The following is a 16,668-nucleotide window of genomic DNA, read 5'->3' on the forward strand; positions in this document are numbered from 1 at the left end:
ACTAACCGGTTAAATATATGCGCCCATTGAAACAGGCAATTTATTCCAGCCGTACGGCTGACAAGTTTGTCGTACGTCTGCCAGACGGAATGCGTGAACGCATTGCCGAGGTGGCTCGCAATCATCATCGCAGCATGAACTCCGAGATCATTGCGCGCCTTGAGCAGAGTCTTATTCAGGAAGGCGCACTGGGCGAAGAGTTGAGCATGCGCCTGGACAGCCCGGAGCTGTCGCTGCACGAACGTGAGCTGCTGCAACGCTTCCGTCAGCTGTCTCACCGCCAACAGAACGCCCTGGTGTCGCTGATCGCTCACGACGCCGAGATGGCCGCAGACGCGTCCTGAGCTACACCGAACATCTCAAGCCAGCATAAGTGCTGGCTTTTTTTTGCTTGCGATTTGACGCGTTAGCCGTCAGGCATACATTCGTGGTGAGGGGATTTATCCCCGATGGGCTGCGAAGCGGCCCTAAAAAGAAGGACTGCCGCGCAGTCCATCGGGGATAAATCCCCTCGCCACAGGTTACTAATCACCCATCAACAGGCACAAAAAAGCCCGCCATATTGGCGGGCCTTTTCTTTGCAGCCGGTTAGAGCAGGAAGATCGTCGCCAGCCCCAGGAAGATGAAGAAGCCGCCGCTGTCGGTCATGGCCGTGATCATCACGCTGGCACCCATCGCCGGATCGCGCCCCATCTTCGCCAGCGTCATCGGAATCAGCACCCCCATCAACGCCGCGAGCAACAGGTTGAGGGTCATCGCCGCCGTCATCACCACGCCCAGCGACCAACTGCCGTAGAGCAAGTAAGCGACCACGCCGATCACCCCACCCCAGACCAGACCGTTGATCAACCCCACCGCCAGTTCCTTGCGCATCAGGCGCGAGGTGTTGCCGGTACTGACCTGATCGAGCGCCATGGCGCGCACGATCATGGTGATCGTCTGGTTACCGGAGTTACCGCCGATACCCGCCACAATCGGCATCAGCGCGGCGAGCGCCACCAGCTTCTCGATCGAGCCTTCGAACAGACCGATCACCCGCGATGCGACAAATGCGGTGATCAAATTGATCGCCAGCCATGCCCAACGGTTGCGCAGGGATTTCCAGACCGAGGCGAAGATATCCTCCTCTTCACGCAGACCGGCCATGTTGAGGACTTCGTTTTCGCTCTCCTCACGAATCAGGTCGACCATTTCGTCGATGGTCAGACGGCCGATCAGCTTGCCGTTCTTGTCGACCACCGGGGCCGAGATCAAGTCGTAACGTTCAAACGCTTGAGCAGCGTCATAGGCGTCTTCGTCCGGGTGAAAACTCACCGGATCGCTGGCCATGACTTCAGAAACCTGTTTTTCCGGATCGTTGACCAGCAAACGCTTGATCGGCAGCACGCCCTTGAGCACGCCGTCGTAATCGACCACGAACAGCTTGTCGGTGTGGCCCGGCAGCTCTTTGAGACGACGCAGATAACGCAGAACCACTTCGAGACTGACGTCCTCGCGGATGGTCACCATCTCGAAGTCCATCAGCGCACCGACCTGCTCCTCGTCATAGGACAAGGCCGAACGCACGCGCTCGCGTTGCTGCTGGTCAAGGGTCTCCATCAGCTCATGGACGACGTCTCGCGGCAGCTCGGAGGCCAGGTCAGCAAGTTCGTCGGCATCCATGTCCTTGGCGGCAGCCAGGAGCTCGTGATCGTCCATGTCGGCGATCAGCGTTTCCCGAACGGAATCGGATACTTCCAGAAGAATGTCGCCGTCGCGATCAGCCTTGACCAGTTGCCAGAGCGTCAGACGGTCGTCCAGCGGCAGGGCTTCAAGGATGTAGGCAACGTCGGCGGAGTGCAGATCATCGAGTTTGCGTTGCAGCTCGACAAGGTTCTGCCGGTGAACCAGGTTCTCGACCCGGTCGTGATGCGCGCCTTCCTGGCGATGAGTCAGGTCTTCGACGACCTTTTGGCGCTGCAGCAGCTCAACGACCTGAGCCAGGCGATCCTGCAGGCTTTCCTGTGTTTTCTTTACTTCGATTTCGGACATAGGCGAACTCCACTCCCAGCAGCGGGGCACGCCGGAAGGATCAATCAGTCAATTCATGATTGGTGAAACGGGTTACTGAATAACTACTGGGTAAGTCCATGGAGGTTTTCCATAAGCCCCGGCGGGGCTGACGGGCGCAATGATACACCGCCTGACGGTTTTAAACGTTAAAAAATCTCGGCCGAAACAAGCGCTTGCGAAACAAACCTGAGCACTGTCCTGATCCTTGCAAATGCGACGACTCATTCTGAAAAGAAAACACACCGGCGAGCAAAAATGTAGCGACTACCCTTGAGCGTAGACCGTCATGGAGGACGTCGAATGCGTTCTGGAACATCCCGTTTTGTACTCGCCACCCTGCTCTGCCTGCCGTACGCCGAGGCCGCTACCACCCTGCACCGCTGCCAGGCGCCCGACGGCCGCATCACTTTCACCAGCCTGAGCTGTGCGAATGATGAACAGCTTTCAGTGCAGCACGTTCAGCCTTACTCACCCGGATCCGTGGTGCCGATCATGCCGGAACACAACCACGAAGAAATATCCGGTATGACAATCAGGGGACGTGAACCGGGCATAGTTGGCCGCAAGGAGGACAAATGCGGGAACTTGATCGATGCCAGGCAGCGCCGTGCAGCGGTCATCAATCAACGGGTGATTGCCGGCATGAGCCAGCAGGATGTCGAAAGCGCGCTCGGCAAACCGGACAAGGTAAATATCCGCGCATCGACAACGAGCTATCGGTACGACCTGAAACGAGGCCGCAGTGCTCAAGTCGATTTTGATGAGAAAGGATGCGTGAAAGGAAAAGCCAAATCGCAGACAAAAAAAAGCCCGCGATAAACGCGGGCTTTTCAGTATATGGTGCACTCGACAGGATTCGAACCTGTGACCGCTCGGTTCGTAGCCGAGTACTCTATCCAGCTGAGCTACGAGTGCATTTTGTGTTTTTAGACCAGACCACAACTGGATGAAGCCAAGTCACCTGCATTGCTGCAACTAACTCTTAAATGGTGCACTCGACAGGATTCGAACCTGTGACCGCTCGGTTCGTAGCCGAGTACTCTATCCAGCTGAGCTACGAGTGCATTTGTGTTTTTAACCCAGACCACAACTGGTTGAAGCCGAGTCACTTGCACTGCTGCAAGCTTCTCTTAAATGGTGCACTCGACAGGATTCGAACCTGTGACCGCTCGGTTCGTAGCCGAGTACTCTATCCAGCTGAGCTACGAGTGCATTTGTTGCGCCGCATTATAGCCCGTCTAATCTCTATGCCAACCACTTTTTCTAATAAATTCAACAACTTACAGAAAAAGCCAGATTACAACGTACTAAGCAAATAATGGCGGAGAACGGGGGATTCGAACCCCCGACACCCTTTTGAGGTGTACTCCCTTAGCAGGGGAGCGCCTTCGGCCACTCGGCCAGCTCTCCGCAACACGGGGCGTATATTAACCACCTTCTTCCCCGTTTGCAAACATAAAAATCGATAAAAATTAATGGCTTGGTTCTTCGTCCTTCTCTTTCTTTATACGCAGGTAAATTTCCTCACGGTGCACGGCTACCTCTTTCGGGGCGTTGACGCCGATACGCACTTGGTTTCCTTTAACGCCGAGCACGGTCACGGTGATTTCGCCATCACCGATAATCAGGCTTTCTGCGCACCGACGAGTCAGAATCAGCATACCTTTCTCCTCACGCATTTCATTTCAGGGACAACAGTCTGCAAAAAAAAGGCACCCGACCTACAACCGGAGCGATCGTAGCCCTACATGCCTGAGTATTGACCAGCACGAGCAAAAGAACAGTTCAGGGGCTCGCGCCATTCAAAAATAAAGGGCGCGGTCAGACCGCGCCCTTCAAGTGACCGGATTACTCGCCCTGACGGGCAGGCGCGTCCAGTTCGAAAGCCGTGTGCAGGGCGCGCACGGCCAGTTCCAGATACTTCTCTTCGATCACCACGGAAACCTTGATTTCCGAAGTCGAGATCATCTGGATGTTGATGCTTTCTTTTGCCAGGGATTCGAACATGCGGCTGGCCACGCCTGCGTGGGAACGCATGCCGACGCCGACGATCGAGACCTTGGCAATCTTGGTGTCACCCACCACTTCCCGGGCACCGATCTCGCGAGCGGTGTTTTCCAGCACGGTCTGTGCAGCCTGGTAGTCGTTGCGGTGCACGGTGAAGGTGAAGTCGGTGGTGTTATCGTGCGCGACGTTCTGCACGATCATGTCGACTTCGATGTTCGCGGCACTGATCGGGCCGAGAATCTTGAACGCCACGCCCGGGGTGTCTGGCACGCCACGGATGGTCAGCTTGGCTTCATCGCGGTTGAAAGCGATGCCGGAAATGATCGGCTGTTCCATGGTTTCCTCTTCATCAATAGTAATGAGGGTGCCCGGACCCTCCTTGAAGCTGTGCAGTACGCGCAGCGGAACGTTGTACTTGCCGGCGAATTCCACCGCACGGATCTGCAGCACCTTGGAACCGAGGCTGGCCATTTCCAGCATCTCTTCGAAGGTGATCTTATCCAGACGCTGAGCGACCGGCACCACACGCGGGTCAGTGGTGTAGACACCATCGACGTCGGTGTAGATCTGACACTCATCAGCCTTCAATGCAGCCGCCAGTGCCACGCCCGTGGTGTCGGAACCGCCACGACCGAGGGTGGTGATGTTGCCGTGCTCGTCGACGCCCTGGAAACCGGCGACCACCACCACGCGACCTGCTTTCAGATCACCGCGAATCTTCTGGTCATCAATCTGCAAGATACGCGCTTTATTGTGCGCACTGTCCGTCAGGATCCGCACCTGATTACCGGTGTACGACACCGCCGGCACACCACGCTTGATCAGCGCCATGGCCAACAAGGCAATCGTCACCTGCTCACCGGTGGAAACGATCACGTCCAGTTCACGGGGAACCGGTTGCGCGTCGCCACTGATTTGCTTGGCCAGATCGATCAGACGGTTGGTTTCGCCGCTCATTGCAGACAGCACAACCACCAGGTCATCGCCGGCATCGCGGAATTTCTTAACCTTGTCGGCGACCTGCTCGATTCTCTCGACAGTGCCGACCGAGGTGCCTCCAAATTTCTGTACGATCAAAGCCATTTCAAAGCCGCCTCTGCCCATGAAGGGCGCCCAATAATCACTCGAACAGCCGCCGGGCCCGCCACTAGACTGCGGACCCGACGGGCCGTCTTATAAACCCTGCTCGACGAATGGAACGGTCAGCGCCAGTGCGCCATCCAGTGCGCCGGCGTCAACACCGCCGCCCTGCGCCATGTCCGGACGACCACCGCCCTTACCGCCCACTGCCGCAGCAGCCTGTTTCATCAAATCACCGGCTTTGAGTTGGCCAGTCAGGTCCTTGGTTACACCTGCAACCAGTACGACCTTTTCCTCATGGACACTGCCGAGCAGGATCACTGCGCGGCCGAGTTTGTTTTTCAGCTGATCGACCAGCGCCAGCAGCGCCTTGCCGTCCTGACCATCCAGACGTGCGGCCAGAACCTTCACGCCTTTGACGTCGACTGCCGAGTTCGACAGATCGTCGCCCGCGGCGCTGGCAGCCTTGGCTTGCAACTGCTCGAGCTGCTTTTCCAGCGCGCGGTTGCGCTCCAGCACGGCCGACAGCTTGTCGATCAGGTTGTCGCGGCTGCCCTTGACCAGGTTGGCCGCTTCCTTGAGTTGTTCTTCAGCGGCGTTCAAGTAGGCCAGTGCCGCAGCACCGGTGACTGCCTCGATACGACGCACGCCCGATGCCACACCGCCTTCGCTGATGATTTTCAGCAGGCCGATGTCGCCGGTACGGTTGGCGTGGATACCGCCGCACAGCTCGACGGAGAAATCGCCGCCCATGCTCAGCACGCGCACATTGTCGCCGTACTTCTCGCCGAACAGCGCCATGGCGCCTTTCTGCTTGGCGGTTTCGATGTCGGTTTCTTCGGTTTCAACCGCGGAGTTCTTGCGGATCTCGGCGTTGACGATGTCTTCCAGCGCCTTGATTTGCTCTGGCTTGATCGCTTCGAAGTGGCTGAAGTCGAAGCGCAGACGCTGGCTATCCACCAACGAACCTTTCTGTTGCACGTGCTCGCCCAGGACCTGACGCAGCGCAGCGTGCAGCAAGTGAGTCGCCGAGTGGTTCAACGACGTCGCGTGACGCACGTCGGCATCGACGTGGGTTTCCACTGGCGCGCCAATGGTAAGGCTGCCCGAATCCAGCACACCGTGGTGCAGGAATGCGCCGCCGGTCTTGGTGGTGTCGCGAACGTCGAAACGCGCGCTGCCAGCCTGGAGGAAACCGCAGTCGCCGATCTGGCCGCCGGATTCAGCGTAGAACGGCGTCTGATTCAGAACGATCACCGCCTCTTCGCCTTCATTCAAGACGTCGACCGACTGGCCATCTTTATAGATAGCAACAATCTTTGCCGAACCGCTGGTGTCCTTGTAGCCGGTGAACTCGGTGGCCACGTCAACCTTGACCAGCGTGTTGTAGTCCAGACCGAACGAGCTGGCCGAACGCGCACGAACACGCTGGGCTTCCATTTCACGCTCGAAGCCGACTTCGTCGACGGTCAGGCCGCGCTCACGCGCGATGTCGGCGGTCAGGTCCATCGGGAAACCGTAGGTGTCGTAGAGCTTGAACACCACGTCGCCCGGCACCACGGTGCCTTTGAGTTCCAGCAGATCCTGCTCGAGGATCTTCAGGCCGTGCTCCAGGGTTTTGGAGAACTGCTCTTCTTCGGCCTTGAGCACGCGCTCGATGTTGCTCTGCTGCTTCTTCAGTTCCGGGAAGGCTTCGCCCATCTCGGCGACCAGCGCAGCCACGATCTTGTAGAAGAAGCTGCCGGTGGCGCCCAGTTTGTTGCCGTGACGGCAGGCGCGACGAATGATCCGGCGCAGCACGTAGCCGCGACCTTCGTTGGACGGCAGCACGCCGTCGGCGATCAGGAAACCGCACGAACGGATGTGGTCGGACACCACTTTCAGCGACGACTGATCGCCGTTTTCGCAACCGATCGCTTCAGCCGAGGCCTTCAGCAGGTTCTTGAACAGGTCGATGTCGTAGTTGGAATTGACGTGCTGCATCACCGCACTGATCCGCTCCAGGCCCATGCCGGTGTCCACCGACGGCGCTGGCAACGGATGCAACACGCCATCGGCGGTGCGGTTGAACTGCATGAACACGTTGTTCCAGATCTCGATGTAACGGTCGCCGTCTTCTTCCGGCGAACCCGGTGGGCCGCCCCAGATGTGGTCGCCGTGATCGTAGAAAATCTCGGTGCATGGGCCGCACGGACCGGTATCGCCCATGGTCCAGAAGTTGTCGGAGGCGTAAGGCGCGCCTTTGTTGTCGCCGATGCGGATCATGCGCTCGACCGGTACGCCGATTTGCTTGGTCCAGATGTCATACGCTTCGTCGTCGGACGCGTAGACGGTGACCCAGAGTTTTTCCTTCGGCAGTTTCAGAACGCCGGTCAGGAAAGTCCAGGCAAAGGTAATCGCGTCGTGCTTGAAATAGTCACCGAAGCTGAAGTTACCGAGCATTTCGAAGAAGGTGTGGTGACGAGCGGTATAACCGACGTTTTCCAGGTCGCTGTTCTTGCCACCGGCACGTACGCACTTCTGGCTGCTGGTTGCGCGGGTGTACGCGCGCTTTTCCTGGCCCAGGAAGCAGTCCTTGAACTGGTTCATCCCCGCGTTGGTGAACAGCAGGGTTGGGTCGTTGCCCGGAATCAAAGAGCTGGAGGCTACACGGGTGTGGCCTTGCTCTTCGAAGAAGCGAAGGAAGGCTTCACGGATTTCTGCGCTTTTCATTAGGTTCTTCCACGGAGGCTGCGGCCAAAGGCCTGTACGAAACGTCAACAGACGAAACGACGGCAAAGGGCCGCATTATATCGGCCCTTCGCGCGGGGTACAGCGTGTTTATACGATAGTAACGGTCAATTGGACGGCTAACGCTGTCACTTGCGCGAAAACTCGACGAATGTCGCCACCACTTGCTCGATTTGCGAGCGATTGACGTCCATGTGCGTGACCATCCGCAGGCGCGCCGCGGCGCTCAACTTGATCCCGCGCTCGGCGGCAAACGCCTTGAGCGCTTCAGCCTTGTCGCCCATCTGCACGTAAACCATGTTGGTCTGCACCGGCTCGACACTGAACCCGGCCTCGCGCAAGCCTTCCGCCAGAAACTGGGCGTTGGCATGGTCATCCGCCAGGCGCTCGACATGGTGATCCAGCGCGTACAGCCCCGCTGCCGCCAGCAACCCGGCCTGACGCATGCCGCCGCCAACCATTTTGCGCAGACGACGGGCCTTGCCGATCAGTTGCTCAGTGCCACACAGCACCGAACCGACTGGCGCGCCAAGCCCTTTGGACAGGCACACCGAGACCGAATCAAAGTGCTGGGTGATGTCGCGGGCATCCACGCCCAGTTTGACCGCCGCGTTGTACAGGCGCGCGCCGTCCAGGTGCAGGGCCAGACCGTGGTCCCGGGTGAACTGGCGTGCCCGGGCCAGGTAGTCCAGCGGCAGCACCTTGCCTTGCATGGTGTTCTCCAGCGCCAGCAGACGCGTACGGGCGAAGTGGAAATCGTCCGGCTTGATCGCCGCCGCCACCTGATCCAGATCCAGCGAGCCATCGGCCTGCACTTCCAGCGGCTGCGGCTGAATCGAGCCGAGCACTGCTGCGCCCCCGCCCTCGTACTTGTAGGTGTGCGCCTGCTGGCCGACGATGTATTCGTCACCGCGCTCGCAATGCGCCATCAGGCCCAGCAGGTTGCTCATGGTGCCGGTGGGCACGAACAACGCCGCCGCAAAACCCAGACGCTTAGCCAGTTCCGCTTCCAGACGATTGACCGTCGGATCTTCGCCATACACGTCATCACCGGTGGCAGCGCCAGTCATGGCATCGAGCATGGCGGGAGTCGGTTGGGTAACGGTGTCGCTGCGAAGATCGATAACGCTCATGAACCTGGCCTCAAAGTCAGCAGGGGAAATCCCTTTACGAAGGTGAATTACTGCGGTCATCGCGCCGATTAATCAACCCTTGTGCGCGAAAAGGTCAGGTTACCTCTTGAGAACAAGCTCCCACAGGTTCTGTGCAGGGCTGGAAAATATGTGTTAAAAACGCTGCGCCGCCCGACAAAGGGCGGCAAACACGTTCTCAGGGCGGGGTGTAATTCCCCACCGGCGGTAATTGCGCGCAATGCGCATAGCCCGCGAGCGCTTGGCGACGGACACGGCATTTGCGGTGCACGGCGGCAAGGTCAGCAGACCCGGTGTGATTCCGGGGCCGACGGTCATAGTCCGGATGAAGAGAGAACGGGATTGACGCCAGAGGGCCGCCCGCGCGCTTGTGTGCTCGTGCGTACCCTTGAATCCCATTCGATTCATAACGCCCTGTTTTTCACACAAACAGGAGTCAGAACATGCAACCCACCGCTATCGACAGCAAAACCAAACACCCTCACGGCGAGCGCGTAGCGTTCATTCAGGCCTGCTGGCACAAGGAAATCGTCGACCAGAGCCGTAAAGGCTTCGTCGCCGAAATGCTGGCTCAGGGTTATCAGGAATCGGACATCGATTTCTTCGAAGTCGGCGGCGCCTTTGAAATGCCCCTGCACGCCAAGTTGCTGGCCAAGACCGGCCGTTATGCCGGCATCGTTGCGGCTGCTTTGGTCGTGGACGGCGGCATCTACCGTCACGAGTTCGTCGCCCAGTCAGTGGTCAGCGGCCTGATGCAGGTGCAACTGGAAACCGAAGTGCCAGTGTTCTCGGTGTCGCTGACCCCGCATCACTTCCACGCCGGTGAAGAACATCAGAAGTTCTTCTTCGAGCACTTTGTGCACAAGGGCCAGGAAGCGGCACGGACTTGCGCAGATACGCTGCGCAAGGTTCGCGCACTGCGCCGCCCCGAGCCGCACGCGGTAGCGGTCTGATCACGAAACCAAACCTGTGGGAGTGAGCCTGCTCGCGATAGCGGAGTGTCAGTCGACCACGTTGGCGACTGACACATTGCGATCGCGAGCAGGCTCACTCCTACATTGATAGGTGTCGATCTCAGGCGAGATTTTCGTCGGTGGCAGGCACGATCAGGATGCCGGCGCGCAAGCCGTTCTTGACCTTAGGATTAGGGAAAATGATCCGCGCGCCCTCTTCCTCGATGACCCAGCGGGTGTTGGCCAGATCTTCGGCCAGCAGATAACCCACATCCAATTCAGAAAAGTTCTCGATGTCCGCCGGCAGGTTCAGGCGGAAGGCATCGCTGTGCTTGATGATCTCCCGCGCGACGCTGAACAGCTGCAAACCGTCCAGGCCTTCTTCGGCCAGGTCCGGCTCATTGCCTTCGATGATCTGCTTCAGACGGGTTTCCAGAAGTGAAACATCCACTCCTTCGTTCTGCCCGAACGGCCGCGCCTTGCCCAGTTCCAGCGTAAAGGCCTCAGCACCGAGCTTGTCGTAGGTGTAGGCGCTGAACACGATTGACGGCTTGTTCTGCAGCAGCACCGCTTCCATACCGGCAGCACGCAGGCGTGCCAGTTCGCGGCGCGAATGCTGGCGACCTTCCTTCCACGGATACAGGGCGAATTGCTCGATCTTCGAGCCACGAATCGCCGTGTGCAGGTCGTAGTGCAGGCGCTGACGGTCCGGCAGGCTGAAGAAGCTCGCCGCCAGGCGTTCCAGCTCACAGGCGCGTATGGCTTCAGAACCGCTGGTTTGTTCATGACGGCCGTTGAAAAGCCGATTGACGTCCTGCTCGACGAAGCGTTCGCCCTTGCGAATCGCTTCCGGGTTGCCGAACAGGAACAGAATGCGTGCACGCGGTTTCAGATCGCCGCGAGCGATGTCATGCAGCAGCCGATCCAGCAATTCGATCGGCGCTGTTTCATTGCCGTGGATACCTGCCGACAGCAGCAGGTCCAGGCCATTGTCACGCGCTTCGGGTGGCCGGACTTCCAGCGCACCGTCGCTCAACCAGCGCATGCGCACGCCTTCGACAGTCAGTTGAGTCTTCTCCGCCGGTTCGCGGCCGGCGAGGGTCAGTTCAAGCAGTTTGCCGAGGGCGAGCATATAGCGGTTTCCTTAGTGGTCGTGGTTGCAATCCGGGCCGTGCACGTGGTCTTCGTCGTCGCCGACGTCAGCCGGTTCCATTTCCAGTTGCAGGCTTACCAGATTAGTTGCCAATGGGCGCAGCAGCAGGTTGGCGTACTCTTCGTCACCCTCCTCGACGTCCACGCCGATCAGCAGCTGGCCGCGGCCGTCCTGCTGGATCCACAGCTCTTTGCCTTGCCACATGACCGCGACGCGGGTGCACGAGGTTTGCAGTTGCGTGCCGTCGGTGTCTTCAAGGATCAGCTGCAGGGAATCGCTCATGTTTTTACTCTCTTGGTGAGACAAGCCGCGCGGCGCGCTCAGGCGCAGCGCCGGCCATCAATTGATCTGGAATGGATAAACCGCGCCCAGTTTAAGGATTTGCGTCAGTTCATCCAGTGCCGTCCGGCATTCAAGCAGCAACTGCGGGTCCGCCAGATCGCTTTCGCTCAGGCGGTCGCGGTAGTGCTTTTCAACCCATGCGGTCAACGAACCGTACAACGGCGCGGTCATGATAACCCCTGGGTTGACCGCCGCCAGCTCGGTTTCGTTGAGCGCGACGCGCAGTCGCAGGCACGCCGGGCCACCGCCGTTCTGCATGCTTTGCTTGAGGTCGAAGACTTTCACTTCGCGGATCAGGCCGCCGGAGCTGGTCAGACTTTGCAGATAAGCCCACACACGCTCGTTGCCACGGCACTCTTCCGGCACGATCAACAGCATCGCCCCGTCAGGCCGCGACAGCAACTGGCTGTTGAACAGGTAGGAACGTACGGCGTCGTCGACGGTGACCGCCGAACGCGGTACGCAGATCGCCTGGAACTTGCCGCCGACCTTGGCCAGCTTGCCCTGCAGCTCGGCGAGCATCTGCTCGGTGTCGAGGAACGCGTCCTCGTGATAGAACAGCACCTCGCCGTTACCCACCGCGATCACGTCGTTGTGGAACACGCCCTGATCGATCACCGCCGGGTTCTGCTGAGCGTAAACCACGCCCTCGTCACGCAGACCGTGCAGACGCGCCACCGCTTGCGACGCTTCCAGGGTCTGGCGCGCCGGGTATTTCTGCGGCGCCGGGTAACGGGTGTCGAACGCACTGCGACCGAACACGAAGAACTCGACACCGGCCTCGCCATACTCACGGCAGAAACGCGTGTGGTTGGCCGCGCCTTCGTCGCCGAACTGCGCCACCGCCGGCAAGGCGGCGTGGTGAGCGAAGTGCTGCTGATCAGCGAACATCGCGCCGAGCACGCGGCTGGTGGTCGGGTGCTCGATGCTGCGGTGGTATTTGCAGTTGAGGTTGGCGGCGGTGAAATGCACGCGACCGTCAGCGGTGTCGGCACTCGGGCTGACGGTGGCAGCGTTGGCTACCCACATGCTCGACGCCGAGCAACTGGCAACCAGCAACGGCATCGCTTCCTTGGCGGCGCGCTCGATCACTTGCGCGTCGGTGCCGCTGAAACCCAGACGGCGCAAAGCGGCCACGTCCGGACGTTCCTGTGGCGCCAGCACGCCTTGCTGAAAGCCCATTTCCATCAGCGCTTTCATCTTCGCCAGACCTTGCAGCGCCGCTTCCTTCGGGTTCGAAGACTGCTGGCTGTTGCTCTGGGACGCAACGTTGCCGTAGGACAGACCACCGTAGTTATGGGTCGGCCCCACTAGACCGTCAAAATTGACTTCATAGGATTTCATCAGCGAGGCTCCACGAGAATCTGTTGTTATAGGCTTCAAGTAACAATTCAGTCAGACCGCGTCGCGGCTATCGCGAGCAGGCTCACTCCTACAGGTTTAGCGGTGAACACAGATGTTGTGTGCGACACAATTCCTGTAGGAGTGAGCCTGCTCGCGATGGCCGTTACACCATCTTCACGCCAGGTGTCAGAGCCGCCGGCAACACCAGGCTCGGCGTTTCCAGCGAGGCCACCGGGTACGCGCAATAATCCGCCGCGTAATAGGCGCTGGCGCGATGGTTGCCCGAAGCGCCGACACCGCCGAACGGCGCGCTGCTCGCTGCACCCGTCAGCTGTTTGTTCCAGTTGACGATCCCGGCGCGGCTTTCCAGCCAGAACTGCTGGTAGCGCGCTTCGGAATCCGACAGCAGACCGGCGGCCAAGCCGTAAGCGGTGTCGTTGGCTTCAGCGATTGCCGCCGCAAAATCGGCGTAGCGGATCACTTGCAGCAACGGGCCGAACAGTTCTTCGTCCGGGCGCTCAGCCACTGCGGTCACATCAACAATGCCCGGAGTCAGCAGCGCCGACTGAGCTTGCGGCTGAGTCATCGCCAGCAGCGACACGGCGCCATTGGCCAACAGATCGGCCTGGGCATCCATCAGCGCTTTCGCCGCGCCAAGGGAAATCACCGAACCCATGAACGGCGCCGGCTGTTGATCAAACGCACCGACCTCAATGGTCGAGCTGACTTCAACCAGACGCTTGAGCAGGCTGTCGCCCCACGCGCCTTGCGGCACCAGCAGACGACGGGCGCAAGTGCAGCGCTGACCGGCGGAGATGAAGGCCGATTGAATGATCGTGTACACCGCGGCGTCCAGATCAGCCACCTGATCGACCACCAGCGGGTTGTTGCCGCCCATTTCCAGCGCGAGGATCTTGTCCGGACGCCCGGCGAACTGCTGATGCAGGTGATTGCCAGTGCGGCTCGAACCGGTGAAAAACAGGCCGTCGATGCCCGGGTTTGCCGCCAGGGCGATACCGGTTTCGCGCGCGCCTTGCAGCAGGTTCAACACGCCAGCCGGCAGACCGGCTTCGATCCAGCACTTGACCGTCAGCTCGGCGACTTTCGGCGTCAGCTCGCTGGGTTTGAACAGCACGCTGTTACCGGCCAGCAGCGCCGGCACGATGTGCCCGTTCGGCAGGTGGCCGGGGAAGTTGTAAGGACCGAATACCGCGACCACGCCGTGGGGTTTGTGGCGCAGCACGGCGGTGGCGTCGCCCAGCGGGCCGCTCTTCTCGCCGGTACGTTCGCGGTAGCTCTGCACCGAAATCGCGATCTTGTTGACCATGCTGGTGACTTCGGTCGCGGCTTCCCACAGTGGCTTGCCGGTTTCCTCACCGATGGTGCGGGCCAGTTCGTCGCTGTGGTTTTTCAACGCAGCGGCAAACGCCTCGAGAACGCTGATGCGCTCTTCCAGCGTGCGACGCGCCCAACCCGGGAACGCCTGACGCGCAGCCTGCACGGCGGACTCGACCTGAGCGGCAGTAGCGCCCTCCCCTGACCACAGCACTTGCTGGGTCACCGGGTTCAGCGACTGGAAGGCTTCGCCCTGACCGGCCAGCCATTCACCTGCGATGTATAGCGAATTCATTATTTCGACTCCCGAGCAGCAGACAACGCCACGGCGCGCACTTGATCGCCCGCGTTGAGTTGAAGACGTTTGGCGGTCAGTGGATCGACCACCAGCGTGCCAGCGGCCAGACGGGCCGGGGCAGCAGTGATGCGGCAATCTTCGCGCTTGCGGTTATGGATGATGAACGGCGTGGCGTCGTCGCCCGGCGTACCGATCGCCAGCACCAGCGCTTCGCTGTCACGCACCGCGCGGATCTTGCTGGTTTCGCATTCGATGGCGGGGCCGGCGTCGAAGATGTCGACGTAGCCCTGATAGCTGAAACCTTCGCTCTTGAGCATCGCCAGCGCCGGCTCGGTGTCCGGGTGCACCTGACCGATGACGTTGCGCGCATCCGGCGACAGGAAGCAGGTGTACAGCGGGAATTTCGGCATCAGTTCGGCGATGAACGCCTTGTTGCCAACCCCGGTCAGGTAATCGGCCTGGCTGAATTCCATCTTGAAGAAGTGCCGGCCCAGGCTTTCCCAGAACGGCGAGCGGCCGGCTTCATCGGACACACCGCGCATCTCGGCGATGATCTTGTTGCCGAACAGCTCAGGGAACTCGGCGATGAACAGCATCCGCGCCTTGGACAGCATGCGACCGTTGAGGCCGGTGCGGTAATCGGCGTGCAGGAACAGCGAGCACAGCTCGGAGTTGCCGGTCAGGTCGTTGGCGAGGAACAGCGTCGGGATCTCGCGATAGATGTTCAGCTCCTGCGAGGCGCTGACGGTCAGGCCGACGCGGAAGTTGTACCACGGCTCACGCAGACCGACCGCGCCGGCAATGGCGGAAATCCCCACCACGCGACCGTTGTCGTCTTCGAGCACGAACAGGTAGTCCGCATCGCCACGGCCGGCTTCGCCGCGAAAGGTCTTCTCGGCCCAGCCGACCCGATGGGTCAGGCGTTCTTCGTTGGCCGGCAACGTGGTCAGGCCGGTGCCGGTGCTGCGGGCCAGGTCGATCAGCGCGGATAAATCGCTGCTGCGTACGGGACGAACAATCATGCTATCTCCTCAAACGGGCCGCCTTCGCCACCCGTGAAACTCGCTAAGGCGTTAAACCGCCACCAGGCGCACGCTGGCACCTTCGCCGACGCCCAGGGCTTCGGCTGCTTCCAGATCCAGGGTCACCGGTTTACCCGGCGCGTAATCCAGCTCCAGCAACACCGCGCGGTAGTCCTGCAACTGCGCGTTGGCCACCAGATACTGGCGCCCGGCGCCTTTGACCGGCTCGCCGATCTTCACCGGCACCACACGGCTCTGGGCGATCGAACGGATCCCCGAAACACGTGCATGCAGGGTCGGGCCGCCGTCGAAAATATCGATGTAGTGATCGGTCTCGAAGCCTTCGCGCATCAGGATGTCGAAGGTGATCTGCGCACGCGGGTGCACCTGGCCCATCGCTTCTTGAGCGGAATCCGGCAGCAGCGGCACGTAGATCGGGTAATGCGGCATCAGTTCGGCAAGGAACGTGCGGCTCTTCAGCCCACACAGGCGCTCGGCCTCGGCGTAGTTGAGGTCGAAGAAGTTGCGGCCGATGGCGTCCCAGAACGGCGAGTCGCCATTCTCGTCGCTGTAGCCGACGATCTCGGTTACCACCGAATCAGCGAAACGCTCCGGGTGGCTGGCGACGAACAGCAGACGGCCACGGGAGTTGAGCTCGGACCACGGCGAACCCACCAACTCGCGCTGCACGTAGAAACTGGTCAGCAAGCTGTTGCCGGTCAGGTCGTGGCACTGCGAAAGCACGTGGATCTTGTTGTGGATCTTCAGCTCGCGGGACGCGTGGACGAAGGTCTCGTTGCGGAAGCTGTAGAACGGCTCCGAATAACCGGCCGAGGCAACGATGGCCGAGCAACCGACCAGTTTGCCGGTGGCGGTGTCTTCAAGGACGAAGAAGTAGCTCTCCTCGCCATTGAAGCTCACTTCGGCGGCAAACGAGGCTTCGCTTGCGGCGATCTTGTCGCTCAGACGTTCCACGTCATCCGGCAAGGAAGTGACACCAATCGGACTGTCCGCAGCCAGACGCTGTACCTCGCCCAGATCAGCCATTTGCGCAGGGCGCATCACCAGCATGGTGTCACTCCTTTCTCTTATAAAAATTTACTGAAAAAAACACCGGATACTGTGGGAGCGAGCCTGCTCGCGAAAGCGGTCTATCTGTCAGCAAAAATGTTGACTGACACGCCCTCTTCGCGAGCAGGCT

At 60.0% G+C, this 16,668-nt stretch carries 14 protein-coding genes, 4 tRNA genes and 1 riboswitch; of the genes, 3 read left to right on the top strand and 15 right to left on the bottom strand.

Annotated features, from left to right (window positions below; translation table 11 throughout):
- Positions 1-17: 17 nt before the first annotated feature.
- Positions 18-344, top strand: coding sequence for an Arc family DNA-binding protein (locus HBN98_RS06915; RefSeq protein WP_003178899.1), 327 nt, complete (start codon positions 18-20; stop codon positions 342-344).
- A 244-nt stretch (positions 345-588) separates the two neighbouring features.
- On the opposite strand, the gene mgtE is transcribed toward HBN98_RS06915, so the two are convergent.
- The gene (gene mgtE / locus HBN98_RS06920) at positions 589-2,031 is read right to left on the bottom strand and encodes a magnesium transporter (protein WP_064588773.1); all 1,443 of its coding nucleotides are present in this window, start codon (positions 2,029-2,031) and stop codon (positions 589-591) included.
- A 321-nt stretch (positions 2,032-2,352) separates the two neighbouring features.
- On the opposite strand from mgtE, the gene HBN98_RS06925 reads away from it, so the two are divergent.
- The gene (locus HBN98_RS06925) at positions 2,353-2,871 is read left to right on the top strand and encodes a cell envelope protein SmpA (RefSeq protein WP_083368159.1); all 519 of its coding nucleotides are present in this window, start codon (positions 2,353-2,355) and stop codon (positions 2,869-2,871) included.
- A 19-nt stretch (positions 2,872-2,890) separates the two neighbouring features.
- On the opposite strand, the gene HBN98_RS06930 is transcribed toward HBN98_RS06925, so the two are convergent.
- The 8 genes from HBN98_RS06930 to ltaE all read right to left on the bottom strand — a co-directional run bounded on the left by HBN98_RS06930 (position 2,891) and on the right by ltaE (position 9,002).
- Positions 2,891-2,967: transfer RNA gene (locus HBN98_RS06930), tRNA-Arg, on the bottom strand.
- Between the two features lie 72 nt (positions 2,968-3,039).
- Positions 3,040-3,116 (bottom strand) — tRNA-Arg (locus tag HBN98_RS06935).
- 71 nt (positions 3,117-3,187) lie between these two features.
- Positions 3,188-3,264: transfer RNA gene (locus HBN98_RS06940), tRNA-Arg, on the bottom strand.
- A gap of 107 nt (positions 3,265-3,371) precedes the next feature.
- Positions 3,372-3,462 (bottom strand) — tRNA-Ser (locus tag HBN98_RS06945).
- A gap of 62 nt (positions 3,463-3,524) precedes the next feature.
- A complete protein-coding gene (csrA, locus tag HBN98_RS06950; protein ID WP_002554426.1) occupies positions 3,525-3,713 on the bottom strand; it encodes a carbon storage regulator CsrA in 189 nt (62 codons plus the stop codon).
- Positions 3,714-3,900: 187 nt separating this feature from the next.
- Complete coding sequence (locus HBN98_RS06955; protein ID WP_003227260.1) at positions 3,901-5,142, bottom strand: aspartate kinase; 1,242 nt, start codon at positions 5,140-5,142, stop codon at positions 3,901-3,903.
- A gap of 90 nt (positions 5,143-5,232) precedes the next feature.
- A complete protein-coding gene (gene alaS / locus HBN98_RS06960; protein ID WP_064588775.1) occupies positions 5,233-7,851 on the bottom strand; it encodes an alanine--tRNA ligase in 2,619 nt (872 codons plus the stop codon).
- A gap of 146 nt (positions 7,852-7,997) precedes the next feature.
- Entirely contained in the window at positions 7,998-9,002 is a 1,005-nt protein-coding gene (ltaE, locus tag HBN98_RS06965; RefSeq protein WP_083368158.1) for a low-specificity L-threonine aldolase, read from the bottom strand.
- A 188-nt stretch (positions 9,003-9,190) separates the two neighbouring features.
- Positions 9,191-9,362: riboswitch (FMN riboswitch) on the top strand.
- A 101-nt stretch (positions 9,363-9,463) separates the two neighbouring features.
- Here ltaE and HBN98_RS06970 point away from each other — a divergent pair.
- Entirely contained in the window at positions 9,464-9,973 is a 510-nt protein-coding gene (locus HBN98_RS06970; protein WP_083368157.1) for a 6,7-dimethyl-8-ribityllumazine synthase, read from the top strand.
- A 121-nt stretch (positions 9,974-10,094) separates the two neighbouring features.
- Here HBN98_RS06970 and astE read toward each other — a convergent pair whose 3' ends face one another.
- The 6 genes from astE to aruF form a co-directional block, all read right to left on the bottom strand.
- The gene (gene astE, locus HBN98_RS06975) at positions 10,095-11,105 is read right to left on the bottom strand and encodes a succinylglutamate desuccinylase (protein ID WP_083368156.1); all 1,011 of its coding nucleotides are present in this window, start codon (positions 11,103-11,105) and stop codon (positions 10,095-10,097) included.
- Between the two features lie 12 nt (positions 11,106-11,117).
- Positions 11,118-11,408, bottom strand: coding sequence for a hypothetical protein (locus HBN98_RS06980; protein ID WP_027612641.1), 291 nt, complete (start codon positions 11,406-11,408; stop codon positions 11,118-11,120).
- 57 nt (positions 11,409-11,465) lie between these two features.
- A complete protein-coding gene (gene astB, locus HBN98_RS06985) occupies positions 11,466-12,812 on the bottom strand; it encodes an N-succinylarginine dihydrolase (protein WP_083368155.1) in 1,347 nt (448 codons plus the stop codon).
- Positions 12,813-12,975: 163 nt separating this feature from the next.
- Positions 12,976-14,445, bottom strand: coding sequence for a succinylglutamate-semialdehyde dehydrogenase (gene astD, locus HBN98_RS06990; protein ID WP_169844046.1), 1,470 nt, complete (start codon positions 14,443-14,445; stop codon positions 12,976-12,978).
- The gene (gene astA, locus HBN98_RS06995) at positions 14,442-15,467 is read right to left on the bottom strand and encodes an arginine N-succinyltransferase (protein ID WP_027612638.1); all 1,026 of its coding nucleotides are present in this window, start codon (positions 15,465-15,467) and stop codon (positions 14,442-14,444) included. Before astA ends, astD begins: the two co-directional genes overlap by 4 nt.
- Before the next feature lie 51 nt (positions 15,468-15,518).
- Entirely contained in the window at positions 15,519-16,538 is a 1,020-nt protein-coding gene (gene aruF / locus HBN98_RS07000; RefSeq protein ID WP_007951057.1) for an arginine/ornithine succinyltransferase subunit alpha, read from the bottom strand.
- Between the last annotated feature and the right edge of the window lie 130 nt (positions 16,539-16,668).

The sequence above is a fragment of the Pseudomonas koreensis genome (genome assembly GCF_012986595.1).
Classification (GTDB): Bacteria; Pseudomonadota; Gammaproteobacteria; order Pseudomonadales; family Pseudomonadaceae; genus Aquipseudomonas; species Aquipseudomonas koreensis.